The 24,161-nt window shown below is 69.4% G+C and carries 24 protein-coding genes; 14 read left to right on the top strand and 10 right to left on the bottom strand.

Annotated features, from left to right (window positions below):
* Genes ACSMFO_RS23385 through ACSMFO_RS23375 form a run of 3 tightly spaced genes read right to left on the bottom strand, consistent with a single transcriptional unit; the run spans position 1 to position 2,616 of the window.
* Complete coding sequence (locus tag ACSMFO_RS23385) at positions 1 to 963, bottom strand: class I SAM-dependent methyltransferase (protein WP_073848159.1); 963 nt, start codon at positions 961 to 963, stop codon at positions 1 to 3.
* Between the two features lie 5 nt (positions 964 to 968).
* Positions 969 to 1,748: an enoyl-CoA hydratase/isomerase family protein gene (locus ACSMFO_RS23380; RefSeq protein ID WP_005167845.1), complete on the bottom strand. Its 780-nt coding sequence runs from the start codon at positions 1,746 to 1,748 to the stop codon at positions 969 to 971.
* Between the two features lie 55 nt (positions 1,749 to 1,803).
* Positions 1,804 to 2,616 carry an ABC transporter ATP-binding protein gene (locus ACSMFO_RS23375; RefSeq protein ID WP_037341789.1) on the bottom strand — a complete coding sequence of 271 codons (813 nt, stop codon included), beginning with the start codon at positions 2,614 to 2,616 and terminating at the stop codon, positions 1,804 to 1,806.
* A gap of 322 nt (positions 2,617 to 2,938) precedes the next feature.
* Here ACSMFO_RS23375 and ACSMFO_RS23370 point away from each other — a divergent pair, with 322 nt between their 5' ends.
* Both ACSMFO_RS23370 and ACSMFO_RS23365 read left to right on the top strand, forming a co-directional pair.
* Complete coding sequence (locus ACSMFO_RS23370; RefSeq protein ID WP_436460506.1) at positions 2,939 to 3,487, top strand: cysteine dioxygenase; 549 nt, start codon at positions 2,939 to 2,941, stop codon at positions 3,485 to 3,487.
* A complete protein-coding gene (locus ACSMFO_RS23365; RefSeq protein WP_038509247.1) occupies positions 3,484 to 3,879 on the top strand; it encodes a rhodanese-like domain-containing protein in 396 nt (131 codons plus the stop codon). Before ACSMFO_RS23370 ends, ACSMFO_RS23365 begins: the two co-directional genes overlap by 4 nt.
* Here the strand turns inward: ACSMFO_RS23365 and ACSMFO_RS23360 are convergent.
* Together ACSMFO_RS23360 and glgP are read right to left on the bottom strand one after the other, a co-directional pair.
* Complete coding sequence (locus ACSMFO_RS23360; protein ID WP_436460505.1) at positions 3,876 to 4,700, bottom strand: hypothetical protein; 825 nt, start codon at positions 4,698 to 4,700, stop codon at positions 3,876 to 3,878. The genes ACSMFO_RS23365 and ACSMFO_RS23360 overlap by 4 nt on opposite strands.
* Positions 4,701 to 4,804: 104 nt before the next feature.
* Entirely contained in the window at positions 4,805 to 7,345 is a 2,541-nt protein-coding gene (gene glgP, locus ACSMFO_RS23355; protein WP_038509241.1) for an alpha-glucan family phosphorylase, read from the bottom strand.
* 144 nt (positions 7,346 to 7,489) lie between these two features.
* Here glgP and ACSMFO_RS23350 point away from each other — a divergent pair, with 144 nt between their 5' ends.
* Complete coding sequence (locus ACSMFO_RS23350) at positions 7,490 to 8,953, top strand: neutral zinc metallopeptidase (protein ID WP_436460504.1); 1,464 nt, start codon at positions 7,490 to 7,492, stop codon at positions 8,951 to 8,953.
* 102 nt (positions 8,954 to 9,055) lie between these two features.
* On the opposite strand, the gene ACSMFO_RS23345 is transcribed toward ACSMFO_RS23350, so the two are convergent.
* Complete coding sequence (locus tag ACSMFO_RS23345) at positions 9,056 to 10,027, bottom strand: tetratricopeptide repeat protein (protein ID WP_360125252.1); 972 nt, start codon at positions 10,025 to 10,027, stop codon at positions 9,056 to 9,058.
* 98 nt (positions 10,028 to 10,125) lie between these two features.
* Between ACSMFO_RS23345 and ACSMFO_RS23340 the strand changes: the two genes are divergently transcribed.
* Positions 10,126 to 10,542 (top strand): hypothetical protein, encoded by a 417-nt coding sequence (locus ACSMFO_RS23340; protein ID WP_436460589.1) that lies wholly within the window; start codon positions 10,126 to 10,128, stop codon positions 10,540 to 10,542.
* Between the two features lies 1 nt (position 10,543).
* On the opposite strand, the gene ACSMFO_RS23335 is transcribed toward ACSMFO_RS23340, so the two are convergent.
* Positions 10,544 to 10,843 carry a thiamine-binding protein gene (locus ACSMFO_RS23335; protein ID WP_016336630.1) on the bottom strand — a complete coding sequence of 100 codons (300 nt, stop codon included), beginning with the start codon at positions 10,841 to 10,843 and terminating at the stop codon, positions 10,544 to 10,546.
* Positions 10,844 to 10,930: 87 nt separating this feature from the next.
* On the opposite strand from ACSMFO_RS23335, the gene ACSMFO_RS23330 reads away from it, so the two are divergent.
* Positions 10,931 to 11,431: a MarR family winged helix-turn-helix transcriptional regulator gene (locus ACSMFO_RS23330; protein ID WP_037341773.1), complete on the top strand. Its 501-nt coding sequence runs from the start codon at positions 10,931 to 10,933 to the stop codon at positions 11,429 to 11,431.
* Between the two features lie 71 nt (positions 11,432 to 11,502).
* Here ACSMFO_RS23330 and ACSMFO_RS23325 read toward each other — a convergent pair whose 3' ends face one another.
* Both ACSMFO_RS23325 and ACSMFO_RS23320 read right to left on the bottom strand, forming a co-directional pair.
* Complete coding sequence (locus tag ACSMFO_RS23325; protein ID WP_037341771.1) at positions 11,503 to 11,871, bottom strand: DUF3817 domain-containing protein; 369 nt, start codon at positions 11,869 to 11,871, stop codon at positions 11,503 to 11,505.
* A gap of 203 nt (positions 11,872 to 12,074) precedes the next feature.
* Positions 12,075 to 14,462 carry a GH92 family glycosyl hydrolase gene (locus tag ACSMFO_RS23320; protein ID WP_436460503.1) on the bottom strand — a complete coding sequence of 796 codons (2,388 nt, stop codon included), beginning with the start codon at positions 14,460 to 14,462 and terminating at the stop codon, positions 12,075 to 12,077.
* 263 nt (positions 14,463 to 14,725) lie between these two features.
* Here ACSMFO_RS23320 and ACSMFO_RS23315 point away from each other — a divergent pair, with 263 nt between their 5' ends.
* Genes ACSMFO_RS23315 through ACSMFO_RS23295 form a run of 5 tightly spaced genes read left to right on the top strand, consistent with a single transcriptional unit; the run spans position 14,726 to position 19,602 of the window.
* Positions 14,726 to 15,712 carry a LacI family DNA-binding transcriptional regulator gene (locus ACSMFO_RS23315; RefSeq protein WP_436460502.1) on the top strand — a complete coding sequence of 329 codons (987 nt, stop codon included), beginning with the start codon at positions 14,726 to 14,728 and terminating at the stop codon, positions 15,710 to 15,712.
* On the top strand, positions 15,709 to 16,764 hold the full coding sequence (locus ACSMFO_RS23310; RefSeq protein ID WP_436460501.1) for a class I mannose-6-phosphate isomerase: 1,056 nt from the start codon (positions 15,709 to 15,711) through the stop codon (positions 16,762 to 16,764). The genes ACSMFO_RS23315 and ACSMFO_RS23310 overlap by 4 nt, the downstream gene beginning before the upstream one ends.
* Positions 16,761 to 17,525 carry an ATP-binding cassette domain-containing protein gene (locus ACSMFO_RS23305; protein ID WP_038509236.1) on the top strand — a complete coding sequence of 255 codons (765 nt, stop codon included), beginning with the start codon at positions 16,761 to 16,763 and terminating at the stop codon, positions 17,523 to 17,525. The genes ACSMFO_RS23310 and ACSMFO_RS23305 overlap by 4 nt, the downstream gene beginning before the upstream one ends.
* Positions 17,522 to 18,583, top strand: a complete 1,062-nt coding sequence (locus tag ACSMFO_RS23300; protein WP_073848166.1) for an ABC transporter permease — start codon at positions 17,522 to 17,524, stop codon at positions 18,581 to 18,583. The genes ACSMFO_RS23305 and ACSMFO_RS23300 overlap by 4 nt, the downstream gene beginning before the upstream one ends.
* 29 nt (positions 18,584 to 18,612) lie before the next feature.
* Entirely contained in the window at positions 18,613 to 19,602 is a 990-nt protein-coding gene (locus tag ACSMFO_RS23295; RefSeq protein WP_350584914.1) for an ABC transporter substrate-binding protein, read from the top strand.
* A gap of 80 nt (positions 19,603 to 19,682) precedes the next feature.
* On the opposite strand, the gene ACSMFO_RS23290 is transcribed toward ACSMFO_RS23295, so the two are convergent.
* Positions 19,683 to 20,162 (bottom strand): hypothetical protein, encoded by a 480-nt coding sequence (locus tag ACSMFO_RS23290; RefSeq protein ID WP_436460500.1) that lies wholly within the window; start codon positions 20,160 to 20,162, stop codon positions 19,683 to 19,685.
* Between the two features lie 71 nt (positions 20,163 to 20,233).
* On the opposite strand from ACSMFO_RS23290, the gene ACSMFO_RS23285 reads away from it, so the two are divergent.
* From ACSMFO_RS23285 to ACSMFO_RS23270, 4 genes are read left to right on the top strand one after another with little or no spacing between them, the layout of a single operon-like run.
* Positions 20,234 to 21,280 carry a sensor histidine kinase gene (locus ACSMFO_RS23285; protein WP_436460499.1) on the top strand — a complete coding sequence of 349 codons (1,047 nt, stop codon included), beginning with the start codon at positions 20,234 to 20,236 and terminating at the stop codon, positions 21,278 to 21,280.
* Positions 21,277 to 22,047: a LytR/AlgR family response regulator transcription factor gene (locus tag ACSMFO_RS23280; RefSeq protein WP_436460498.1), complete on the top strand. Its 771-nt coding sequence runs from the start codon at positions 21,277 to 21,279 to the stop codon at positions 22,045 to 22,047. The genes ACSMFO_RS23285 and ACSMFO_RS23280 overlap by 4 nt, the downstream gene beginning before the upstream one ends.
* On the top strand, positions 22,044 to 22,391 hold the full coding sequence (locus ACSMFO_RS23275; protein WP_073848169.1) for a hypothetical protein: 348 nt from the start codon (positions 22,044 to 22,046) through the stop codon (positions 22,389 to 22,391). Before ACSMFO_RS23280 ends, ACSMFO_RS23275 begins: the two co-directional genes overlap by 4 nt.
* Entirely contained in the window at positions 22,391 to 24,124 is a 1,734-nt protein-coding gene (locus ACSMFO_RS23270) for a cation acetate symporter (protein WP_436460497.1), read from the top strand. The genes ACSMFO_RS23275 and ACSMFO_RS23270 overlap by 1 nt, the downstream gene beginning before the upstream one ends.
* The last annotated feature ends 37 nt before the right edge of the window (positions 24,125 to 24,161 follow it).

Below are 24,161 nucleotides of genomic sequence, written 5' to 3'. Positions count from 1 at the left end.
CTACGAGCGCTTGGTACCGGTGATCATCACGTTGTAGAACAGCTCACGCGGCAGCACCTTGGCGAGCAGCTTCTTGTCCAATGCGGACAGCCGCAGCCACAGCCGGTACGCGAACAGACGCCAGCGCAGGGTCAGCTTCTCCTGCGGCACGGCGGCCTCGAAGGTGCGGATCGGCCAGCCCGCCAGCGCCGCGGCGAACTCCTCGGTGACCGCGCGGACGTCCTGCGCGCCCGCGCCGCGGGCCATCGACTCGAGGTCGGACGGGTCGAAGGTGTGGATGTCGACCACGGCCTCCAGTGCGGCCGCACGGGAGGACTCGTCGAGTTCCTCCTGCGGACGGCGCCAGCCGTTCAGCACCGGGATCTTCGTCAGGTTGGTGGTGAGGTACCACGTGATCTGGCCGAGTTTGCGCGCGTAGAAGTCGCCGACCTTCGTCGGCTCGCCCGCGAAGACGAACCGGCCGCCCGGCTTCAGCACCCGCAGCACCTCGGCGAACGCCGCGCGGACGTCCGGGATGTGGTGCAGCACCGCGTGCCCGACGACGAGGTCGAAGCTGTTGTCCTCGTACGGGATCCGCTCCGCGTCGGCGACCCGGCCGTCGACGTCGAGGCCGAGGTTCTCGGCGTTGCGCAGCGCGACCTGCACCATGCCCGGCGAGAGGTCGGTGACCGAACCCTTTTTGATCACCCCGCCCTGCATCAGGTTCAGCAGGAAGAAACCGGTGCCGCTGCCCAGTTCCATCGCGGTCGGGTACGGCTGGCCGTCTTCACCGGCGACGGCGTTGAACACGTCCGTCGCGTAGGAGATGCAGCGCTCGTCGTAGGAGATGGACCACTTCTCGTCGTAGGTCCCGGCTTCCCAGTCGTGGTAGAGCACGTTGGCGAGCTTCGGGTCGTCGAAGGCGGCCTTGACCTCTTCGGCGGTGGCGTGCGGATTCGGCGCCGGATCGTTCACCTGGGTCATCGCGCTTACTTCCCCTCGAAGGTGGCCTTGCCGGGGCCGTTTTCGATGAACGACTTCATGCCGTTGCGCTGGTCCTCGGTCGCCCAGAGCGCGGCGAAGAGGTGGGATTCGAGCTTCAGGCCGCTCGCGAGGTCGGTGTCGAGACCGCCGTCGATGGCGGCCTTCGCGGCGCGAAGCGCGACAGCCGGGCCGTTCGCGAACTGCGAGGCCCACTTGTGCGCGGCGGCGTAGACGTCGTCCGGCGCCACGACCTCGTCGAGGATGCCCAGCGCGAGGGCCTCTTCGGCCTTCACGAACCGGCCGGTGAACACGAGGTCCTTGGTCTTGCTCGGGCCGATCAGCCGCGCGAGGCGCTGCGTGCCGCCGGCGCCGGGGATGACGCCGAGCTGGATCTCGGGCTGCCCGACCTTGACGTTGTCGCCGGCGATGCGGCGGTCGGCGGTCAGCGCGAGTTCGAGGCCGCCGCCTAGCGCGTAGCCGGTGATGGCCGCGACGACCGGCTTCGGGATGTTCGCGATGGTGGCCAGCGACGCCGTCAGCGCGGCGCCGAACTTCGCGATTTCGGGGTACGTGCGCTCGGCCATCTCCTTGATGTCCGCGCCACCCGCGAAGGTCTTCTCACCGCCGTAGAGGATCACGGCGCGCACGTCGTCGCGCTCGGAGGCCTCACGGGCCGCCTCGGCCAGCTCGGCCTGCACCTGGTTGTTCAGCGCGTTGACCGGCGGGCGGTCCAGCCGGATCGTGCCGACCCCGCCTTCGACCTCGAGACTTACGAACTCTCCCACGCCGTCCTCCTTAACCGTCCAAGACAGATTGCAGGCTACCGGTCAGTACGACCCGTCAGCGGCGACGGGCGAAGAAGCGATCACCGGACCGTTCGAGCAGCAGGTCCTGATCGAACGTCTTGGACAGGTTGTCGCTGGTCACGACGTCGTCCACGAGCCCGGACGCGACCGCGCGGCCGTCGCGCAGCAGCAGCGCGTGGGTGAACCCCGGCGGGATTTCTTCCACGTGATGGGTGACGAGCACCATGGCGGGCGCCTCCGGGTCGAGGGCCAGCTCCGAAAGACGGGCGACGAGATCCTCGCGGCCGCCGAGGTCGAGCCCCGCGGCGGGCTCGTCGAGCAGCAGCATCTCCGGGTCGGTCATCAGCGAACGCGCGATCAGGGTCCGCTTGCGCTCGCCCTCGGACAGCGTGCCGAAGGTGCGCTCGGCCAGGTGCGCGATGCCGAGCGCGCCCAGGAGCTCCAGGGCGCGGTCGGTGTCGAGGCTGTCGTATTCCTCACGCCAGCGGCCGACGACGGCGTACCCGGCGCTCACCACGACGTCGACGACGCGCTCCTCACCCGGCACACGCTGGGCGATCGCGGCCGAGGTGAACCCGATCCGCGGGCGCAGCTCGAAGATGTTGACCTTGCCGATCCGGTCGCCGAGCAGGTCGACCGTTCCCGAGGTCGGGTGGAGTTCGGCCGCGGCCAGCCGGAGCAGGGTGGTCTTGCCCGCGCCGTTCGGGCCGAGCACCACCCAGCGCTCGTCCAGTTCCACGGTCCAATCGAGGTCGGCGAGGAGGTCGTTGCCTGTTCGGCGGACCCCGACACCGGTCATCCTCACCACGAGGTCGTCAAGTTCGCTGGGCTGGATCGGCTCGCTCACGCGCCCATTGTGTCCGCACTCGCGCGCGTGTGTGCACCGGGCCGCCGGTCGACGGAAAGCGGCTGGTCCAGGGAGTGGGACGAAGCGCCCCGGAAGCGGCCGCTGTGGCAGCATCGAGCACGTGATCAGGTCCGTGTCCGCCGCCTTCCCCGTCATCGGGGGCTCTTTCTGGCGCCGCCGGGCCATCGACCTGCTGCTCGTCGCCTCGTGCGGGTGTACCACCGCGCGACACGGCTGAGTCCCCGCTCTTCCGACGGCACCCCGTGTCGCGCCGCGTTCGGCCCTGCTTCCGAGCCCGCGAACCTCCACGAGGAGCCTCACCGTGACCACGTCCATCACCCCGCGCCAGGACTTCGAGATCCATCCGCAGCTGGTCGACCCGCTGCTGCCGGAACTGCTGCACCCCGACCGTCTGCTGTGGACGCCGCGGGAACTGGCCGACCTGACCTCCACCGTCGCCACCGAACTGACCTCGGGCCTGCGCGGCCTGCTGCGCTTCGACGCCGACCACCGCTGGTGGGCGCGTCTCGCGCTGACCGACGGCGTCGAGCTGTGGCTGCTGTCCTGGCTGCCCGGCCAGCAGACCAAACCGCACGACCACGGCGGCGCGTCCGGCTCGTTCACCGTGCTGCAGGGCGAACTCGGCGAGGAGTACCGCTACCCCGGCGGCCCGATCCGGCGCCGCACGCACGTCGCGGGCGAGGGCATCGGCTTCGGCGCGGGGCGCGCGCACCAGGTGACCGGCATCGGCACCGATCCCGCCGCCAGCGTCCACGCCTACTCGCCGCCGCTGGTCGCGACCCGCGAATACCGCACGCTCGCCGACGTTCCCGCCGAGATCCCCTCGCTGGCCCCGATACTGGGCCGATGAGCGCTATCGACAACCTGTTGGCCGCCGCCCGGGCCGGACTGGACCGGGCGGCGCCCGAGCAGGCGCTGCGGCTGCAGCGCGACGGCGCCCTGATCGTGGACATCCGCCCGCACGTCAACCGGCTCGAAGAAGGGGAGATCCCGGACTCGGTGGTCGTCGAGCGGATCCACCTCGAATGGCGGCTCGCGCCGGACAGCGAGTGGCGGCTGCCGCAAGTGAACCCGGACTCGACGGTGATCGTCGTGTGCAACGAGGGGTACTCGTCGAGCCTCGCCGCCGCAGACCTGCAGCGGCTCGGCCTGCCGGGCGCTACCGATCTCGAAGGCGGGTTCCGGGCCTGGCGTTCGGCCGGCCTCCCGATCCGGGAAGGCGGCACGCCCGCCGTTCCCTAACGGCGGACCGCGAGCCGGGCGATCGAGTCCGGGGAGAGCGGGAGCGCGGCGTGGATCCCGGCGCCGCGTGTCGGCCTGGGGTTGACCAGCACCCCCGTCGCCGCGTCGCGACCGGCGGCGGCGAGCACGACCTCGCGGCCGGTCCGGTGCCTGATCCGGGACCAGCCCGCGCCGGTGACCGCGCGGTACTCGGCCAGCAGACGTTCGTCGGTGAAGACGCAGAGCCACTCACCGTGCGCGCCGAGGCGGGCCGGGATCGGCGCGCCCGCCTCGTCCGCCGGGCCGCATACCGTGCCGTCGAGGAACATCCGCATGACCGACGGCACGGGCTCGCTCGGATTTCGCTCCCGTTCGGGACGGACGTTCTCGGCGATCCATCGCGAAGCGAGCCTGAAGTCCTCGCCGGTGAGGTCCTCCTGGAAGCCGTCCAGGCTGTTCTTGACGCTCCCCAGGAAGTCGTAGAACCGCCTGGTGCAGGTCCGTTCAGAGACGGCGACCCGGCCGCGGCCGACCATGGTCCGGATCCGGCCGACCATGCCCGCCCCGCCGTTCGCCGGATCCACGCCGAGGTTGTACGCGGTCCAGACGATCTCGGGCATGAGCGGGTCGGCGAACCGTTCGAGAACGCGGTTCAGCCGCAGCAGGACGATTTCGCGCACCCGGCCCGGCTCGGCGTCCTCGGCTATCCCCCAGATGTCCCGCAATTCCGGCCCCAGCGCATGGCGCAGGCCGTCCTGCCGGATACCGGCGCGGGCGTGGACATGGTGCAGCCGGTCCTTGGCCCTGCGCGATGTTTTCGTTTCCTTCGCCGAAGCCACCATTCCTCCGCGATTCGCGATCGGCCCGGCAAAGTCTATTTCACCGGGCCGTTCCGCATTGTTCGGCGGAAATCGAGAATCGGAGGTTTCTTTTGTTCGGTACCGGCCTATGCGTGGACGACGCGGGCCAGTTCCGCGGGCGTGGCCAGCAGACGGTGTTTCGGCAGCACGCGGACGGTGTAGCCGATCGAGCCCGGATGCGGCAGTTTCAGCCGCGCCGCGAACGCGCCGATGCCGTCGCCCGACATGCCGACGGTGACGGGGTCGCTCAACTCGTCCCCGTCGCCCACCTTCCCGACGACGGCCTGGACGTCCACTTCGGACGGTTCCAGGCCGGCGAGGTCGATCCGCGCCCGGATGGTCACCTCGGTGCCGGTGACCATCGGCGCGGAATCCTCGACGAGCAGTTCGGTGTCGAAGATCCGCACCCGTGGCCAGGAAACGTCCAGTTTGGTCCGGTAGTCGGCCAGCGACAACGCGCCGCGGTAGCCGTCACCCGTGGCTTCGGCGACCATCCGAGAGGCGGGCAGGTAACCCGATTCGACGTATTCGCGCACCATCCGCGAAGCCTGCACACGCGGTCCGAGGGTCTCCAGCGTATGCCACACCATCGACAGCCAGCCGCCGGGCACGCCGTCGGCGCCGCGGTCGTAGAACAGCGGCGCGATCTGGTGACCCAGCAGATCGTAGAGCGCCGCGGCCTCCAGTTCGTCGCGGCGCAGCGGGTCGGTGACGCCGTCCGCGGTCGGGATCGCCCAGCCGTTGCTGCCGTCGTAGCACTCGTCCCACCAGCCGTCGCGGATGGACAGGTTGAGACCGCCGTTGAGCGCGGACTTCATCCCCGACGTGCCGCAAGCCTCCAGCTGCCGCACCGGCGTGTTCAACCAGACGTCGCAGCCGCGGTAGAGGTAGCGCGCCATGGACATGTCGTAGTCCGGCAGGAAGACGATGCGGCGCCGGACCTCGGGATCGTCGACGAACCGGACGATCTGCTGGATCAGCTGCTTGCCGCCCTCGTCGGCCGGATGCGATTTGCCCGCGACGACGAGCTGGATCGGGCGCCGCTCGTCCAGCAGCAGCGCGCGCAGGCGATCCGGGTCGCGCAGCATCAGCGTGAGCCGTTTGTACGTCGGCACTCGGCGCGCGAAGCCGACGGTCAGCACGTCCGGGTCGAAGACCGTGTCGGTCCACCCGAGTTCGAGCGCGGACGCGCCGCGCTGCATCCACGCGGCCCGCACCCGGCGCCTCACCTCCGCGACCAGCTTCTCGCGCAGCTCCCGCCGCAGCGCCCACAGCTGTTCGTCGGTGACGCCGTCCCGCAGCGGCTTGCCCTGTGCCCCGTCGAGGCCCAGCTCCTCGTGGTTGCGCCCGAGCAGCGCGCTCAGCTCGCGCGCCACCCAGGTCGGCCCGTGGACGCCGTTGGTGACCGACGAGACGGGCACTTCGTCGAAGTCGAACCCGGGCCACAGCCGGGAGAACATCCGCCGCGAGACGCGCCCGTGCAGGGCCGAGACGCCGTTCGCGCGCTGGGCCAGCCGCAACCCCATATGCGCCATGTTGAACAGGCCGGGGTTGTCCTCCGCGCCGAGGGCGAGCACGCGGCGCGGGTCGACGTCCGGGACCAGCCTGCCGTCGGTGAAGTACCGCTGGACCAGGTCGACGGGGAACCGGTCGATCCCGGCGCTGACCGGCGTATGCGTGGTGAACACGGTGCCGGCGCGGACGGCGGGCAGCGCCTCGTCGAACGCCAGCCCGTCGGCCTGGATGATCTCGCGGGCCCGTTCCAGCCCGAGGAATCCGGCGTGGCCTTCGTTGGTGTGGAACACCTTCGGCTGCGGATGCCCGGTCAGCTCGCAGTAGCGCCGCACCGCGCGGAAGCCGCCGATCCCGGACAGGATCTCCTGCCGGATGCGGTGGTCGGCGTCGCCGCCGTACAGCCGGTCGGTGACCGCGCGCAGGTCTTCGTCGTTCGCCTCGGTGTCGGTGTCCAGCAGCAGCAGCGGGATCCGGCCGACGCGGGCCTTCCAGATCTGCGCGTGCAGCGTCCGCCCGGCGGGCATCGCGACGTCGACCAGCACCGGTTCGCCGCCGTCGGTCAGCAGTTCCAGCGGGAAGGCGTTGGGGTCGATCACCGGGTAGTGCTCGACCTGCCAGCCGTCGAGGGACAGCGCCTGCCGGAAGTACCCGGCGCGGTAGAGCAGCCCGACGCCGACCATCGGCACGCCGAGGTCCGAAGCCGCCTTGAGGTGGTCCCCGGCGAGCACGCCGAGGCCGCCGGAGTAGTTCGGCAGCGCCTCGGTGACGCCGAACTCCATCGAGAAGTACGCGACGGCCGGCGGGAGATCGGGGTCGTCCTGCTTCTGGTACCAGCGCGGCTCGGCGAGATAGCGGTCCAGATCGGCGACCGCCTCGCGCGCGTGGGCGAGGAACGCGTCGTCCACGGCGAGTTCGTCGAGCCGGGCGGGTGGGAGGGCGGTGAGCATCCGCAGCGGATCGCGAACGCGGTTGAACAGCTCCGCGTCCATCGACGCGAACAGGTCGCGCGTGGGCGGATGCCAGGTCCAGCGCAGATTCGTGGCGAGGTCACCGAGGCCGGAAAGCGACTCCGGCAGGCTCGCGCGGACGGTGAACCGGCGGACTGCTCTCATGAGGAGCGACCATATCGGCAGGGCCCCCGCCCCGCTCAAGACCCACTTCGGGGATTACCTGCACGCGGGCCATAAGCGCTGGGTAGGGTCCGTGCTTGCCGGAGTACGCGGCCCGGTCGGGGCCCTGACGACAAGCGAGTGAACATGATCCAAGGGGGAGCGCGGGGCTTCAAACGCCCGGCTCTGATCGCGGTCGTGACGGTGCTGGCCCTCGGGCTGAGCGCTTGCAGCGACAAGGGAAGCTCGACCGGTCAGCAAGGCAGCCAGCCGGGAGCCGGTGACGTCGCCGGCCTGCCGATCACGCATTTCGAGAGCGGGCTCAAGCCGAACGCGCCGAAGCCGGACCTGCAGGTCCGCAACGAGGACGGCTCCGAAGACGACCAGCTGGCCATCGCCGCGATCGCCGACTCGCAGGCCTACTGGACCGAGGTCATGCCGCGCGATTTCGGGCAGCCGTACGAGCCGCTGAAGTCGCTGCTGTCCTACAGCGCGAAGACCGACGACGAAGAGACCGAATGCGGGAGCGTCAAGAAGCTCGTCAACGCGTTCTACTGCCCGCCGGGTGACCTGGTGGCGTGGGACCGCGGCGTGCTGCTGCCGATGCTGCGCGAGCGGTTCGGGAAGATGGCGGGCGCCGTCGTGCTGTCGCACGAACTCGGGCACGCCGTGCAGTACCGGCTCGCCGAGAAGGCGGGCATCAAGAAGAACACCCCGTCGATCGTCAAGGAACAGCAGGCCGACTGCTTCGCCGGCGGCTACTTCCGCTGGGTCGCCGAGGACAAGAGCAAGTACTACCGGGTCTCCACGTCCGAAGGCCTCAACCAGGTCATGGCGTCGCTGTTCCTGATCCGCGACCAGGCGGGCACCAGCGCGACCAAACAGGGCGCGCACGGCACGGCGTTCGACCGCACGTACGCGTTCCAGGTCGGGTTCGAAAAGGGCCCGAAGGAATGCGCCGCGATGAACGAGGACAACATCAAGGCGCGGATCACCGAGCGCCCGTTCGACAAGGGTGACAAGGGCAAGGGCGACGAGAAGCTCGACGCCGAGATCATCGGGATCCTGAAGAAGAGCCTCGACGAGGCCTTCAAGGGCGCGGGCGTGCCCGGCCCGGAGATCACCGAGGACGGCAACGGCAGCTGCCCCGGCGGCCCCAGCACCCCACCCGCGTCGTACTGCCCGTCGAACAACACCGTCAGCATCGACATGGCCAAGCTGCGGGAACTCGCCCAGCCGGTCGACCAGCAGGCGGAATGGGAAAGCGGGCACAGCGAGGGCAAGGGCGACTTCGCCGCGTTCTCGGAGATCGCGTCCCGGTACGCGATGGGCATCCAGAAGGGTGTCGGCGCGTCGATCGACAACGCGAACGCGGGACTGCGCACCGCCTGCCTGGTCGGCGCGTGGGCGAAGGCCAGCACCGTGCCCGGCGCGACGCTGCGGCTTTCGGCCGGTGACCTCGACGAGGCCATCTCGGACCTGCTGAGCCCGGAGAGCCTGGTCTCGGCCGACGTCAACGGCAAGCGCGTGGACAACGGTTTCGAGCGGCTCGAAGCCCTGCGGAAGGGCTACCTGGAGAACTCGTCCGTCTGCTCGACCCAGTACGGCTGATCGGTCCGGTCATCGCTCCCTGAAGTGCCATGAAAGGTCCTTTCCTTGCAAATTTTGCAAGGAAAGGACCTTTCATGGCGTCCGGGGGTACCGAAAGAAACCTCAGTAGAGCGCGCTCGCCAGATCCCGGCGCGCCTTCATGACGCGCTCGTCCGCCGAGTCGAACAGTTCGAACAGCGCCACCAAGTGCTCCCGCACCTTGTTGCGCTCGTCGCCCGCCGTACGCCGCACGGCGGCGATCAGCCTCGCGAAGCCCGCTTCGGGCTGCTGCCCCGCGACTTCGAGGTCGGCGGCGGCGAGCTGGGCGTCGAGGTCGGCCGGGTCGGCGTCGGCCTTCGCGATCGCGTCCGGGCCGGCGGCCTCGGCGCGCGCGGTGAACTTGACCTGCGCGAGCGCGGTCTTGGCCTCCTCGTTCGCCGGTTCGACGTCCAGGATGCGCTCGTAGGCCGCCTGCGCCGCGGCGAAGTCACCGCGTTCGAAGGCCTCCTCCGCCTCGGTGAAGCGCGGGTCCTCCGGCACCTCGACACCGCCGCCGTTCTCCTCGGCGGCCTTGATGCCGGGCAGCCGGTCGCGCAGCGCGTCGAGCAGCGAACCGAGCCACTTGCGGATCTCGGGTTCGGGCAGGGCGCCCGAGAACGCGTCGACCGGCTGGCCGCCGCCGATGGCGATGACCGTCGGGATCGACTGCGCGCCGAAGAGCTGCGCGATACGCGGGTTGGCGTCGACGTCCACCTTCGCGAGTACCCAGGCGCCACCGGACTCGGCGGCGAGGCGCTCCAGCACCGGGCTGAGCTGCTTGCACGGGCCGCACCATTCGGCCCACAGGTCGACGACCACCAGCTGCTGCAAGGAGCGCTCGACGACCTCGGTCTGGAAGGTCGCCTCGGTGACGTCGATCACGGCGCCCGCCGGGGCGGGTCCGCCGGGCGCGGGGCCGTCGGCGGGCCGCGGCGGGGCGGGAGGCTGTTTCTGGGGCGCTTCGGCACGCGCCTTGAGCGCGGAAAGGTCGACCGCGCCGGAAAGCGCGGCGGACAGGGCCGCCGTCTTCGATGCTGATCCGCGTGGGTGTGTCACGGGTTCCATCCTGGCACGCATCCCCGAGCGTTTCACCGCATGCCCCCGGCTGCCCGCTTGGCAGGACGCCGGTGTTCCGGCAGGCTCGCCACGAGGGGGTGATCGACATTCCGACACGCAGGACGGCCACCGTGGCCGTCGCGATCGCCATCGCCGTCACGTGGGTGAGCGTCATCACGGTCCTGATCGCCCATCAGCCCGACCCCGGTGTCGCCAGTCCCGGGCAGCTCCGGGAAGGCCTCACCGCCGCACTCAACGAGCACGACGTCGAGGCCCTCTCGGAACTCATCGACTACCCGCCCGCGTCGGCGGGCGACTTCGCGAAGTCCTATATCGACACGCTGGCCGGCCGCGGCGCCCACGACGTCACGGTGAAGTTCGCGCCGGACGATCTCGCGCCGACCTCGGCCACCGTCAGCGGGAAGCTCGGCGACGGCCGCTCCTTCGGCTATCCGGTGGCCGTCGCGGTCAAGGACAAGCTGTGGCTGGTCTCGTTCACCCCGCCACTCCCCTGACTCAGTCGCTCAGGTGCTTCTCGACGCGCTCCACCTTCGCGGTCAGCTGGCCTTCGTAACCGGGACGGATATCGGCCTTGAGCACCAGCCCGACCCGTGACGATCCCTCGCCCGCGGCCTCGACGGCCCGCTTGACGACGTCCATCACCTCGTCCCACGAGCCCTCGATGTTCGTGAACATCGCGTTGGTGGAGTTGGGCAAGCCGGACTCGCGGACCACTTTCACCGCGCGGGCGACCGCCTCGCTGACACCGCCGTCCTCCTCGGCCGCGGACGGGCTGACACTGAAGGCCACGATCATCTTTCGCTCCTCATTCAGACGGTTTTTCCACGCATAACACCCGGTGGTGCGGCATGGCACGGGTACCCGCTGGTAACTTCGAGCGCCATGAGCCGTCCGTTGCCGTTCGACCCGATCGCCCGCGCGGCGCAGCTGTGGGAAGCCCGTATCGGGCCTTCCGAAACCATGGCCGCGGTGACCGGGATCATGCGCGTGCAACAGATCATCCAGTCCGCGGTGGACGGCGCGCTCAAACCGCACGGGCTGACCTTCGCCCGGTACGAGGCACTGGTCCTGCTGACCTTCGCCCGCGCTTCCCATCTGCCGATGCGCGTGATGGGCGAGCGCCTGCAGCTGCACCCGACGAGCGTCACCAACATCGTCGACCGGCTGGAGAAGGACGGCTTGGTCAAACGCGTGCCGCATCCGACCGACCGCCGGACCACGCTGGTCGAGATCACCGACGAAGGCCGCGCACGCCGCGAAGAGGCCACGAAGGCGGTCACCGAGATCGACTTCGGGCTGACCGGGCTCACGGGCAAGCAGACCGAGCAGCTGACCGACCTGCTCACGAAGGTCCGCAAGGCCACCGGCGACTTCACCGAATAACCCCGGAAGTACGTGAAGGCCCCCTTCACTCGGCTGAGCCGAGTGAAGGGGGCCTTCACGCGCTAAAGAATTCAGACGGCGGCGGGTTCCGCGGACTTGGCCGCGAACAGGCCGACACCACCGTGCGACAGCCGCTGCGGGCCGTCGAGCTTGCCGTTGCGCAGTGCCCAGGACTCGAACAGCCAGGTGAACAGCGGCGGGATGCTGGACAGCAGCGCGAGGATCAGGGTCTTCGGGCGCCAGCCGAGCGGCTTCGCCACGGACAGGGAGACCAGCACGTAGAGGACGAACACGACGCCGTGCACCATGCCGAGGACGGGGACGCCGCCCTCGCCGAGCTTGACGGCGTACTTGAGGAACATCCCGACCAGCAGCCCGGCCCAGGAGAGGGCTTCGGCTACCGCGGCCACGCGGAATACTAGAGCGGCCTTGCTGGACACTTTCTCCTCCTGTGGGGTCTCACCACTATGCGTGCACACATGACTACGTCCGACGAGCACTGTCCAAGGCGGACTCGCCAAGAACGTCAACAGCACTGTCGGACGTGGTAATACCAGTGTGAGGCGTGACGGCCCTCACCGGAACACCGGGGGTCGTGATGCTGCTCACGACCCCCGGTGAGAACCGGTCTAAACCACTCGGATCACCCGGCGCAGGGCGATTCCGGCGCGCCTTCCGGGCCGGTAGCCCAGGTGGCCTTGGCCACATCCGCGGTGAGCTCGAAGTCCAAAGTGGTCCCGCGCGTCAACTGTTCCAACCCGACATACGCCCGCTGCGAACCGGATCCCAGTCCCTGGACGTACTGGAGCTTCGCCCCGTCGGCGCCGTCGGCCTTGATCGTGATGTCACGACCGTTCTCCAAGTGCACCACGGACTTCTCGAACCGCGGCGCGTTCAGCAGGAACTGCCCGGTGCCCGGCACCGCCGGATACAGCCCCAGCGCGCTGAAGACGTACCACGCGGACATGGTCCCGAGGTCGTCGTTGCCGGTGACCCCGTTGGGCGCGTTGGTGAACAACGTGTGCGCCGCGCGGACGACGGCCGAGGTCTTCCACGGCTGCCCGGTCAGCGTGTACATCCACGGCGAGTGCAGATCCGGCTCGTTGTTCGGGTTGTAGCGGAACTGGTTGTAGTAGTTGTACGGGCCGACGACCCATTCCTCGCGCACGGTCTTCGCCGGATCCTGGACCAGATCCCCGTAGGCGAAGAAGTCGTCGAGCCGCTTGCCGACGTTCTCCTTGCCGCCCATCCGCTCGACGAGGCCGGGCACGTCCTGCTGCGTCAGCCACTGGTACTGCCACGACGTGCCCTCGTGGAACCCGTCCGGGCTCTGCGGGGTGTACGGCTTGTCCGCCGGGCTGAACCACTGGCCGCCTTCGAGCTTGGGCCGGTAGAAACCGGTGAAGCCGCGATCGCTGACCGAAGAATCCCACAGGGTGCGATAACTGCGACCCTTGTCCGCCAAGGCCTTCGCGTCGTCCTTCTTGCCGAGACCGGAGGCCATGATGGACAGCGAGCAGTCCGCGAGCGCGTATTCCAACGTGGCCGAAGCGCCGTGGTTCGGGTCGGTGTCCTGCCCCTTCTTCGGGAAGTCCTTGTCGTACTGGACGAATCCGTCCTTCTGGTAGCTCGCGTTGCCCGAGCGGCCCTGGAACGGCGAGGACGCGGGCGGGATCTCCCTCGAGTTCTGCAGAAGTGCCTGGTACGCCTCGAGCTCCTGCCCGGACAGCGCGCCGAAACGCCACAGGTCGACCAGGAACGGGGTGACCGGATCGCCGGTCATCGTGTTCGTCTCCTGGTTCGCGTACGCCCAGCGCGGCAGCCAGCCACCCTGGTCGTGGATGGCGAGCACCGACTTCGCGACGTCCTTCGCCCGCGACGGCCGCAGCAGCGCGAGCAGCTGGTTCTGCGTGCGATAGGTGTCCCACAACGAGAAGAACTCGTAATACGTCCAGCCCAGCGCACGGTGGATCTTGTCGTCGAACCCGCGGTAACGGCCGTCGGCGTCGTTGCCGGTCAACGGTTGCAGGAGCGCGTGGTACAGCGAGGTGTAGAAAACCGTGCGGTCGTCCTTCGTACCGCCCTTGATGTCCACTGAGGACAGTTCCTTGCGCCAGGCGCGCTGGGCGCCGTCGCGGACCGCGTCGAACGAACGGCCCTTCTCCGAGGCCAGGTTGAGCTTGGCGCCGGAAGCGTCCACATGGGAGATCGCCGTCGTCGCGGTGACCTGCCCGCCACCGAAGGTCAGCCACGCACCGCGCAGCCCTTCACCACCGGCGGACTCCTTCGAGCCCGGCGTGCCGCCCGTCGGCGACCAGGTGCCGAAGGACTTGAACGGCTTGTCGAACGTCGTGGTGAACCAGGTCTTGTACGGCTTCCCACCGCAGAACGCCTGCGACTCGACCATTCCCTCGACCGTCCGGTCCCCGACGACGCGGATCTGGCTCGCCGTCACCGGTTCCTTGTCGTTGGCCTGCCCGACGTTCACGAAAACGTTCGCATCGCCCGATTTCGCGAAGGTGTACCGCTCGACACCGGTCCGCGTGGTCGCGGTGGTCTCCGCGTCGACGCCGCCGTAACCGGTGAGCCGCACCTTGTAGTAGCCGGGTTTCCCGACCTCGCCCTCGTGCGTGTACGGCGAGGCGTACTTCTTGTGGTCGAACGTCTCGGGTTTCGCGGTGTCGAACGCCGCGCCGGGCCCGACCGCGCCGGTGGTGGGCAGGGTCGACACGAGGCCGCCCTGCTCCCAGCAGCCCGCGCCGGACAGGAAGAAATGCCCGAAGCCGCGGATCGCGGTGTCGTCGTAGCGGTAGCCGGCGTAATGCGATGAGATCGGGCTGACCTGCGTCATCCCGAACGGGGCGGAAGCGCCGGGGAAGGTGTTTCCGTCGTCCTTGGTGCCGATGAAGGTGTTGACCGCGTCCACGGGGTCGCCACCGGGCGCCGCCGCCGCGACGGGCGTGAGGAGCCCGGCGGGGAGGGTGAGCGCGGTGAGCAACCCGGCGACGCGGGTCGAAGTGCGTGCAGGCATGGGAAAGGCCGCCTCCTGACAACGTTGTCGCTGCCTGCTCACCTTCGACAAGAACGGACCACCCGGTCAAGAGGTCCGCCAAACCCTGTCCGATTCAGGACAGCGACCCGGCGGGCCGTAACGGTTCGAACTCGGAAAGCGGACCCAGGACGAACCGGGCATTGACACGGCGGCGTCGCTGGCGTTCAATTCCGGCCACTATGACAACGTTGTCTTCCAGCGGACCGGACAGCGGCCACCGCACAACCGGCCGACGGGCCACGATGAGTGACGTGGCCCGGCTCGCGGGCGTGAGCATCAAGACCGTCTCGCGGGTGGTGAACGACGAGCCCGCCGTCCATCCGGACACCGCGGAGCGCGTCATGGCGGCGATCGAGCAGCTCGGGTTCCGGCGCAACCTCGGCGCGCGGAACCTGCGGCGCGGCTCGACGACCGGGACGATCGGCCTGATCGTCGAAGACGTCGGCAACCCCTTCTACTCCGAGCTCAACCGGGCCGTGGAACGCATCGCGACCTCGTTCGGCCGCCAGGTGCTGACCGGGTCGTCGGAGGAGAACTCCGACCGCGAACGCGAACTCGTCCTGGAGTTCTGCTCGCGCCGGGTGGACGGCATCCTCGTCGTCCCCGCCGGGATGCAGCACGGCTATCTGGTCCCCGAAATGCGCGCCGGCACGCCCGTGGTGTTCCTCGACCGGCCCGCCGGCGACATCATGGCCGACACGGTGCTGGTCGACAACATCGGCGGCACCGTCGAAGCGGTCGCCCACCTCGCGAAACACGGCCATCGCCGGATCGCGTTCCTGGCCGACAGCCCCGGCATCTTCACCGCGGGCGAACGCCTGCGCGGGTTCCGGGAAGGTTGCGTCCGCAACGGGATCCCCTTCGACGACAGCCTCGTCGTGATGCGGACGCCGACCGCCGAGAGCGTCGGCGACGCCGTGAAACGGCTGCTCACCGGCGCGAACCCGGCCACCGCCGTGGTCGCGGGCAACAACCGGGTCGCCGTGCACCTGCTGCGCGCGCTGGCCCACGCGGAGCGGCGTCCCGCGATGATCAGCTTCGACGACTTCGAACTGGCGGATCTGCTGGATCCGCCGGTCTCCGTGATCGCGCACGACGTGAGCGCGCTGGGCCGGGCGGCCGCGGAACTGCTGTTCGCCCGGGTACAGGGAGATCAATCCGCACCGAGAAAGGTAGTTCTGCCCGTGCATCTCGTAGCCCGCGGTTCCGGGGAGGTCGCGCCTTCATGAGCGGTCACCTCGAACCGATCCGCCTGCCGGCGAACCAGCCGCCGCAGTTCTACCGCGGCGGCGACGCCATCGCCGCGTTGCGGGGCGCTTCGTCCGAGTCCAAGTACGGCCCGGAGGACTGGGTCGGCTCGGCCACCACGATGTTCGGCCAGGAGACCAACGGCCTGACCAAGCTGCCCAGCGGGGTCTGGCTGCGCGACGCCGTCCGCGAGAACCCGGCCGCCTGGCTCGGCGCCAAGCACGTCGAAGCGCTCGGCGATTCGACCGGCCTGCTGGTGAAGCTGCTCGACGCGGGCCAGCGCCTGCCCGTGCACTTCCACCCGTCGGACTCGTTCGCGAAGCGGCATTTCGACTCGCACTTCGGCAAGACCGAGGCGTGGATCGTGGTCGGCACCTACGGCGACGACCCCCGCGTGTACCCCGGCTTCAAGCAGACGGTCGACAAGGCGACGATCAACGAATGGGCCCGCACCCAGGACGCGCCCGCCATGCTCGACGCGCTGAACAGCGTCGCGGTCACCCCCGGCGACACGGTCTACATCCCGGCTGGCCTGCCGCACGCGATCGGCGAAGGCGTGTTCGTCGTCGAACTCCAGCAGCCGACCGACTTCTCGCTGACCCTGGAATGGCGCGACTTCCTGGCGAACCCGGAGAAGGCGCACCTCGGGATCGGCTTCGAGACCGCCATCGAAACCCTGGACACCACGGGCTGGGACGAAGAACGGCTCGGTTCGATCGTCAAGCGCACTGCGGGCGACGAAGCGTCCACTGTGGACCTGCTCGCCGATGGCACTGACGCGTTCTTCCGCGCCGACCAGCTCCGTCCGGCTGTTTCGGGTAGGGCGACAACGTTGTCACTCGATCCGTCGTTCGCGGTACTGGTCGTCATGGACGGTGCGGGCACGCTCCGTACCGAACACGGCGGCGAGTACTCACTGCGTAAGGGCGAGACGTACGTGGTCCCGCACGACGCCGGTCAATCCACTGTGGAGGGTGACCTCACGGTCATCCGCTGCCGGCCGCCCGCACCCGAGAAGAGGGAGCGATCGTGAGCGAACTCCTGCTCGACGCACAGAACCTCGTCAAGCGCTACGGCTCGGTGGAAGCGCTGCGCGGCGCGTCCTTCCAGGCCCGCGCCGGCGAGGTCACCGCGCTGATCGGCGACAACGGCGCCGGGAAGTCCACTTTGGTCAAATGCCTGTCCGGCGCGGAGCAGCCGACGTCGGGCAGCATCCTGCTCGACGGCTCCGCAGTGGTGCTGGACTCCCCCACCACGGCACGGCGGATGGGGATCGAGACGGTGTACCAGGACCTCGCGGTCGCACCGGAACTCGACCCGGCCGCGAACCTGTTCCTCGGCAGGGAGATCCACCGCAAAGGGATCCTCGGCAAACTCGGGATGCTGGACAAGAAGGAGATGAAACGCCAGGCCGTGGAGGAGTTCCAGCGGCTCGGCGTCACCCTGCAGAGCACCGACGTCCCGATCGGCTCGCTTTCGGGCGGGCAGCGGCAAAGTGTCGCCGTCGCGCGGTCGGTCGTCTGGGCGTCGAAGGTCGTGTTCATGGACGAGCCGACGGCCGCGCTCGGTGTCGTGCAGCGTGAACGGGTGCTCGACGTGATCAAGAAGGTGCGGGACAAGGGCATCGCCGTCGTGCTGATCAGCCACAACATGCCCGAGGTGCTGTCGGTGGCCGACCGGATCGAGGTGCTGCGGCTCGGCAAACGCGTCGCCCGGTTCACCGGCGACGGCACGAAACTGGAAGACCTGGTCGCCGCGATGACGGGCGCCCTCGTACAAGAGGAGGCGGCGTGACCGTGTCCACTCCGACGAAGAACGGCCCCGAGATCCAGACCTCTGTGGACGGTGGCTTCGGCAAGCGTTCGATCGGGCAACGGCTCATCGGGGCCAACACGTTCTGGATCGCGTTGGTACTGCTGGCGCTGATCATCGTGTTCACCGCGATCGCGCCCGCCGAGTTCGCGACGTTGTTCACGTTCCAGACCCTGCTCATCGAGACCTCGGTGCTTCTGGTGCTCTCGGTCGGCATGACGTTCGTGATCATCACCTCCGGGATCGACCTCTCGGTCGGTTCGGTACTGATCTTCGCGGGCATGGTGGCCGGCAAGACGATGGAGGCGCTGAGCCCGGACGGCGACGCGACCAAGGCCGGTTGGGGCGTCATCACCGCCGGGCTCGTGGCCGCTGTCGTCGCGGGCACGATCTGGGGCCTGATCAACGGTTTCCTGATCGCGGTGGCGAACATCCCGCCGCTGATCGTCACGCTCGGCACGATGGGTGCCGCGCTCGGCGCCGCGTACCTGCTGAACAACGGGTCCGACGTGCGCAGCGTGCCGACCGAGCTCAACAAGACGCTCGGCTACGGGACGTCGTTCGGCGGCGTGCCGAACCTGGTGCTGGTGGCCGTGGTGATCACGCTGATCGGCGCCTGGTTGTTGCACACCACCAAATTCGGCCGCTACACCTACGCCGTCGGCTCGAACGCCGAGGGCGCGCGGCGGGCGGGCATCGGGGTGACCGCGCACCTGCTGAAGGTGTACACGCTCACCGGTTTCCTCGCCGGTGTCGCCGGTTTCCTCTCGCTGGCGTACTACGCGTCGACGACGATTTCGGCGCACACCACCGACAACCTCAACGCCATCGCCGCCACGGTGATGGGCGGGACGAGTCTCTTCGGCGGTGTCGGTTCGGTGCTGGGCACGGTGATCGGCGTGTTCATCCCGGCCGTGCTGAAGAAGGGCTTCAACATCACGCAGGTCCAGGACTTCTGGCAGATGATCGCGGTCGGCGCGGTGCTGATCGCCGCGGTCTGGTTCGACCAGCGGCGCCGTCGTCGCCGCAATTCTCGCTGATTCCCTACGCACAAAGAGGTGCAATCCCCATGAAGAAGACCCTGCTCGCCGCCGGTGCCGCCGTTTCCGCGGCCCTCCTGCTCACCGCGTGCGGCGGTGGCACCGTCGGCGAGGCGCCGTCGGGCGACTCCGGCGCCAAGACCAACAACAAGAAACTGTCGCTCATCCCGGGCGTGCAGGCCGAGCCGTTCTACATCTCGATGCAGTGCGGCGCCGAGGCCGAGGCCAAGAAGGCGGGCTACGAGCTCACCACGCAGGCCCCGCAGAAGTTCGACGCGGCCATGCAGACCCAGCTCGTCAACGCGCTGGGCTCCAACCCGCCCGCCGCGCTGCTCATCGCGCCGACCGACGCCCAGGCGATGCTCGCGCCGATCCAGCAGGTCAAGGGCCGCGGCTCGAAGATCATCGAGGTCGACACCGCGCTGAAGGACACCAGCGTGGCCGAGTCGTCGATCTCGTCGGACAACGCCGAGGGCGGCAAGCTCGCCGCGAAGACGATGGCGGAACTGGCCGCGGGCAAGACCGGTTCGGTGCTGGTGCTCGACACCATCGCCGGCACCTCGACCACGAACACCCGCGCGAAGGGGTTCGAGGACGAGCTGAAGAACTACCCGAACCTGAAGTCGGCGGGGGTGCAGTTCACCCAGAACGAGCCCGACCAGGCCGCGTCCAAGGTGACCGCCGCGCTGGCGTCCACCCCGGACCTGATCGGCATCTTCGCGACCAACCTCAACACCGGTGAGGGCGCCGCGACCGGTCTGCGGAACGCGGGCAAGGTCGGCGCGGTCAACCTGATCGGTTTCGACGCCTCGCCGTCGGAGATCGAGGGCCTGAAGAAGGGCGAGTACCAGGGCCTCATCGCGCAGGACCCGGCCGCCATCGGGCAGCAGGGCGTGCAGCAGGCCATCGCGGCGCTGGAGGGCAAGCCGGTGACGCGGAACCTGACCGCTTCGCTGCACTCGATCACCAAGGCGAACATGGACGCGAACGCCCAGTACTTCTACAAGCAGAGCTGCTGACGCGCTTTGGTAATGCTATGAAAGGTCCTTTCCTTGCAAATTTTGCAAGGAAAGGACCTTTCATAGCGTTCGGGACCGGCTCACTCGGCGAACTCGACCACCCCAGCGGGCGCGAAGCGCGTGAGAGCCGCGTACAGCCGAGCGCCCCCACCAAGGTGCCCCAGCGCGTACGCATACTCGCCGTCCTCAAGCAACACTTCGGGCCCCGAGCCGGTCCAGTCGAGCCGGTAGTGCCACCAGTGCATCCACCGCCCCACCCGCCGCTTCTCCCGGTACACCCGCAGCCGCGTCACCTCGGTCCACCGGACCTCGAAAACGCCCGGGACCGAGAACCCCGCAGCGGAGATCACCAACGAACTCGCCGACTTCCGCAGAGCGAGCAGGATCAGCCCCGCGAAAGCCACGCTGAGCAGGCTGAACACCACCCCGGACACCGAGCCGGAGAACAACGCCAGCACGACGGCCACCAGGCCGCCGACGCCGAACACCACGAAACCGGCCATCGCGAACCGCCGCATCACGACGTCCAGGCGCACCATCACCGCATCACCGGGGACCATGCCCGGAGCGTAACCGGCGAAACCACGCACCGACGTTAGGATCTAGGCCCCGACGTCGTGGAGGAGGCCGGATGACCACCCGTCTGCCCTGGCGTCCGGCCGCGAGCGCGGATCCGGTGCCCGTGCTCGCCGCCGCCCAGCGCGTTTCCGACGACCTCATGGACGGCCTCGCCGGGCCCCGCGCCCGCCACGCGGCGCACGGCCTCCGACGGCTGTTAGACGTCCCCGGCCTCGGGCTGACCGACCTCTCCGGCTCGCTGATCTGGTCGGGCCGACCGGCCGCCGACGACGTCGTGGTCGCGGCCCTCGACGAGGTCCTCCACTCCGAGACGCCGGTGTCCGAACCCGGGCTGCTGGCGATGCCCCTGCACGTCCACGACGAACTGGCCGGGGTCCTCCTGGTCACCGAAACCACGAACGCAGTCGCCCGCCAGGCCGTCGAACTCGTCGTCCACGCGCTCGAACGCGGCAGGCTGGAGGCCTCCGCCGAGCAGGCCGCGGAGGCGGAACTGCGGGCGTTGCGGGCCGAGATCTCGCCGCATTTCGTCTACAACGCGCTCACCGTGATCTCCTCGCTGGTCCGCTCCGATCCGGACCGCGCCCGCGACCTGATGCTCGATTTCGCCGAGTACACGCGCTACAGCCTCGCGCGGCACGGGGAGTACACGATGGTCGCCGAAGAGTTCCGCGCCATCGAGACGTACTTGGCGTTGCAGCGCGCCGTGCTCGGCGAACGGCTACGCGTGCAGGTGCGCGTCGCGCCGGAGGTACTGGCCGTCGCGGTGCCGTACCTCGTGCTGGAACCGTTGGTGGAGAACGCGATCCGGCACGGGATCGAGCCACGCGCCGAGGCGGGGTTCATCCAGGTTCAGGGAATGGCGGAAGGGAACGACTGCGTGATCAGCGTCGAGGACGACGGTGTCGGCATGGACCCCGCACGCGCGGCGGCGATCCTGGCCGGACGTGGCGACGACGGCGGTGTCGGACTGGCCAATGTGGACAGAAGGCTGCGCAGCGTCTACGGCCCCTGGTACGGCCTGACGGTGGAGACCGAGTCCGGCGCGGGCACCAGGGTCGTGGTGCGCGTGCCCCGCTTCCAGCCGGGGGTGCTGCCGTGACGAACGGGCTGCGGGTGCTGGCGGTCGACGACGTCCCGCCCGCCCTCGACGAGCTGTGCAGCCTGCTGCGCGAGGCTCCGGAAGTCGCCGAGGTGATCGCCGCCGGCGACGCGGTCAACGCGCTCAAGCTGTTGCAGGGCAGTCATTTCGACGCCGTTTTCCTCGACATCTCCATGCCGGGTCTCGACGGGCTCGAACTCGCCTCCCTGCTGGCGCGGCTCAACGAACCGCCGGTGATCGTGTTCGTCACCGCGCACGACGGGCACGCCGTGGCGGCGTACGGTATCGGCGCGGTCGACTACCTGCTCAAACCGGTCCGCGCGGAACGGCTGTCCGCCGCACTGTCCAAAGTGGTCCGAATGGCGGGCAACCAGGCCGACGAGCCGAAACCCGCGCCGGACGCGATGTCCGCCCTGCCGGTGGAATCCGGCGGGCGCACCCGGTACGTCCGGCGCGACGACGTCCAGTTCGTCGAAGCGCACGGCGATTACGTCCGGTTGCACACGAAATCCGGCGTCCATGTCACGCGGATGCCGATCTCCCGGCTCGAAGAGTATTGGGAGGGAACGGGATTCACCCGTGTCCACCGGGGTTTCCTGCTCGCCGTGGACGCGGTGCTCGAACTGCGCAGCGACACCACCGGCGGGCTGCTGGCGCATACGGAGGCGGGTGACGTGCCGGTGAGCCGCCGCCACGCGCGCGACCTGCGGGACCGGCTGCTCGCCGCCGCGCAACGCGGGGAACTGGGCCGGGGAGGCCGCCCGTGAGCCGCGTCAAACGGGTCGCCGTCACCAGCCCGCAGACCCGGCTCGCGCGGTCGCGGCCCCGGGCACGCGGCCGCTGGCGCGTCCCCCGGCTGGCGGCGAGCGACGCCGAACGCGCGGATCTGCTGTACCGCGCCCAACGTCGTCGCGGGCTTCCCGCGCTGGCCGGGATGTTCGGGCTGGTCTTCGGGCTCCCGCTGGTGTTCGGGATCTTCCCCGGGCTGGATTCGGTGCGGCTGCTGGGAATCCCGCTGTCCTGGCTGATGATCGCGATCCTCCCGTACCCGGCCATGGCCCTGCTGTCGTGGTGGCAGTTGCGCCGGGCGGAAAAGATCGAGGACGAGTAGTGGTCGCGGCGCTCTCGGTGGCCCCGGTCGTGCTGGTCACCCTGCTGATCGGGTTGCGCGGGGTCGCGGCCATGCGCACGACGTCGGATTTCCTCGTCGCCTCGCGCCGGATCTCGCCGCTGGTCAACTCCGCCGCGGTCTCCGGCGAATACCTGTCCGCGGCGTCGTTCCTCGGCGTGGCCGGGCTGGTGGTGAAGGACGGGATCGGCGCGCTCTGGTATCCGGTCGGGTTCACCGCCGGGTACATCGCGATGCTGGTGCTCGTCGCGGCGCCGATGCGGCGCTCCGGCGCGCTCACCGTCCCGGACTTCGCCGAAGCTCGGCTCGCCTCCCCCGCCCTGCGCCGCCTCGCCGCCGTGGTCGTCCTCGTGATCGGAACCCTTTACCTGGTACCGCAATTCCGCACGGCGGGGCTCGTGCTGACCGCGGTCGGCGGGACGCCGTACTGGGTCGGCGTCGTCATCGCGGGCACCGCCGTCAGCGCGACACTGGCGCTCGGCGGGATGCGCGCGGCGACCTACGTCCAGGCCTTCCAGTTCGTGCTGAAACTGCTGCTGTTCATCGTTCCCGCGATCTGGCTGGTCTCCCAGGTGTCCCCGGAGCAGCGGTCGGCTTCGGTGCATCCGGTGGAATTCACCCACTTCGCCCGCGACACCCGGCTGTCCTTCGAGATCGACGTGACGCTGACCCTGCGCGAGCCGACCACCCTGCTCACGCCGGAAAAGCATGTCGTGCCACCGGGTGAGCTGGTGGCCAGGAGCGGCGAGACCCTGGAATTCGCCGAAGGGACCCCGGTTCCCGCCGTCCGGGGCGGTGCCCCGCTCGGCGGGCCGGACTGGCAACGGCCGCTGCTCGACCTCGGCGACCAGGGTTACCCGCTGCTCGGCACGTGGGCGATCCTGATCGCCACCATGCTCGGCACGATGGGCCTGCCGCATGTCCTGATGCGCTTCCACACCAGCCCGGACGGCCGCGCCGCCCGCCGGACCGCGGCGATCACCGTCGCCCTGCTCGGCGTCTTCTACCTGTTCCCAGGGGTTTACGGCGTTTTCGGCCGGGTGCTGGTTCCCGAGCTGTACGTCTCCGGCGCGACGGACACGGTCGTCGTCGCGTTGCCGGCGCAGATCGACGACGGCTGGGCGGGATCACTGTTCACCGGGCTGCTGACGGCGGGCGCGTTCGCCGCGTTCCTGGCGACGTCGCTCGGGTTGCTGCTGGTGATCTCCGGCGCGGTCGCGCACGACCTCGCGCCCGGCGGCCTGCGGAGGCTGCGCTGGTCGGTGCTCGGCGCGGCGGCGGTGATGGTCCTGCTGGCGCTGCCGTCGGCCAGATTGGACGCGGGCGTCCTCGTCACCTGGGGCTTCACCGTCGCCGCGTCGACGTTCTGCCCGTTGCTGGTGCTCGGCATCTGGTGGAACCGGCTCACCGCGGCGGGCGCGATCAGCGGTGTCCTCGCCGGGCTCGTCGCGTCTTCGGGCTCGATCCTCGTGGCCTTGTTCGTCCCGAGCCTGAGCGGCCTGCCCGCGATCCTGGTGTCACAGCCCGCGCCTTGGTCGGTTCCGCTGGCATTCGGAGTAATGATCGTGGTTTCCTTGCGGGGCAGGCCTCCCGCCTGGTCCACGGCCGCCATGCTGCGGCTGCATCTGGACGATCGGACGGCGGAGACCCCTTCGTCGTGGTCCGACCACCGTTCGTCGACCGTTCGTCGTCTCGGCAGACGTTTGAACCGCTGAAGGTTCCGGTCTCCTTGACCTCTCCTTAACGTGTCGC

The organism is Amycolatopsis sp. w19 (genome assembly GCF_051373225.1).
In the GTDB taxonomy this organism is placed as follows: domain Bacteria; phylum Actinomycetota; class Actinomycetes; order Mycobacteriales; family Pseudonocardiaceae; genus Amycolatopsis; species Amycolatopsis japonica.
Note: the sequence above shows the minus strand (reverse complement) of the source record. Positions and strands in the feature narration are given on the sequence as shown.

What these genes read in the sequence shown, in the direction of transcription:
- ACSMFO_RS23330 (WP_037341773.1), top strand. Translation starts at nt 10,931, where the DNA reads ATGAGCCGTCCGTTGCCGTTCGACCCGATCGCCCGCGCGGCGCAGCTG.
- ACSMFO_RS23290 (WP_436460500.1), bottom strand. Translation starts at nt 20,162, where the DNA reads ATGGTCCCCGGTGATGCGGTGATGGTGCGCCTGGACGTCGTGATGCGG.
- ACSMFO_RS23360 (WP_436460505.1), bottom strand. Translation starts at nt 4,700, where the DNA reads ATGGTGGCTTCGGCGAAGGAAACGAAAACATCGCGCAGGGCCAAGGAC.
- ACSMFO_RS23285 (WP_436460499.1), top strand. Translation starts at nt 20,234, where the DNA reads ATGACCACCCGTCTGCCCTGGCGTCCGGCCGCGAGCGCGGATCCGGTG.
- ACSMFO_RS23320 (WP_436460503.1), bottom strand. Translation starts at nt 14,462, where the DNA reads ATGCCTGCACGCACTTCGACCCGCGTCGCCGGGTTGCTCACCGCGCTC.
- glgP (WP_038509241.1), bottom strand. Translation starts at nt 7,345, where the DNA reads ATGAGAGCAGTCCGCCGGTTCACCGTCCGCGCGAGCCTGCCGGAGTCG.
- ACSMFO_RS23310 (WP_436460501.1), top strand. Translation starts at nt 15,709, where the DNA reads ATGAGCGGTCACCTCGAACCGATCCGCCTGCCGGCGAACCAGCCGCCG.
- ACSMFO_RS23385 (WP_073848159.1), bottom strand. Translation starts at nt 963, where the DNA reads ATGACCCAGGTGAACGATCCGGCGCCGAATCCGCACGCCACCGCCGAA.
- ACSMFO_RS23365 (WP_038509247.1), top strand. Translation starts at nt 3,484, where the DNA reads ATGAGCGCTATCGACAACCTGTTGGCCGCCGCCCGGGCCGGACTGGAC.
- ACSMFO_RS23335 (WP_016336630.1), bottom strand. Translation starts at nt 10,843, where the DNA reads ATGATCGTGGCCTTCAGTGTCAGCCCGTCCGCGGCCGAGGAGGACGGC.
- ACSMFO_RS23315 (WP_436460502.1), top strand. Translation starts at nt 14,726, where the DNA reads ATGAGTGACGTGGCCCGGCTCGCGGGCGTGAGCATCAAGACCGTCTCG.
- ACSMFO_RS23350 (WP_436460504.1), top strand. Translation starts at nt 7,490, where the DNA reads ATGATCCAAGGGGGAGCGCGGGGCTTCAAACGCCCGGCTCTGATCGCG.
- ACSMFO_RS23295 (WP_350584914.1), top strand. Translation starts at nt 18,613, where the DNA reads ATGAAGAAGACCCTGCTCGCCGCCGGTGCCGCCGTTTCCGCGGCCCTC.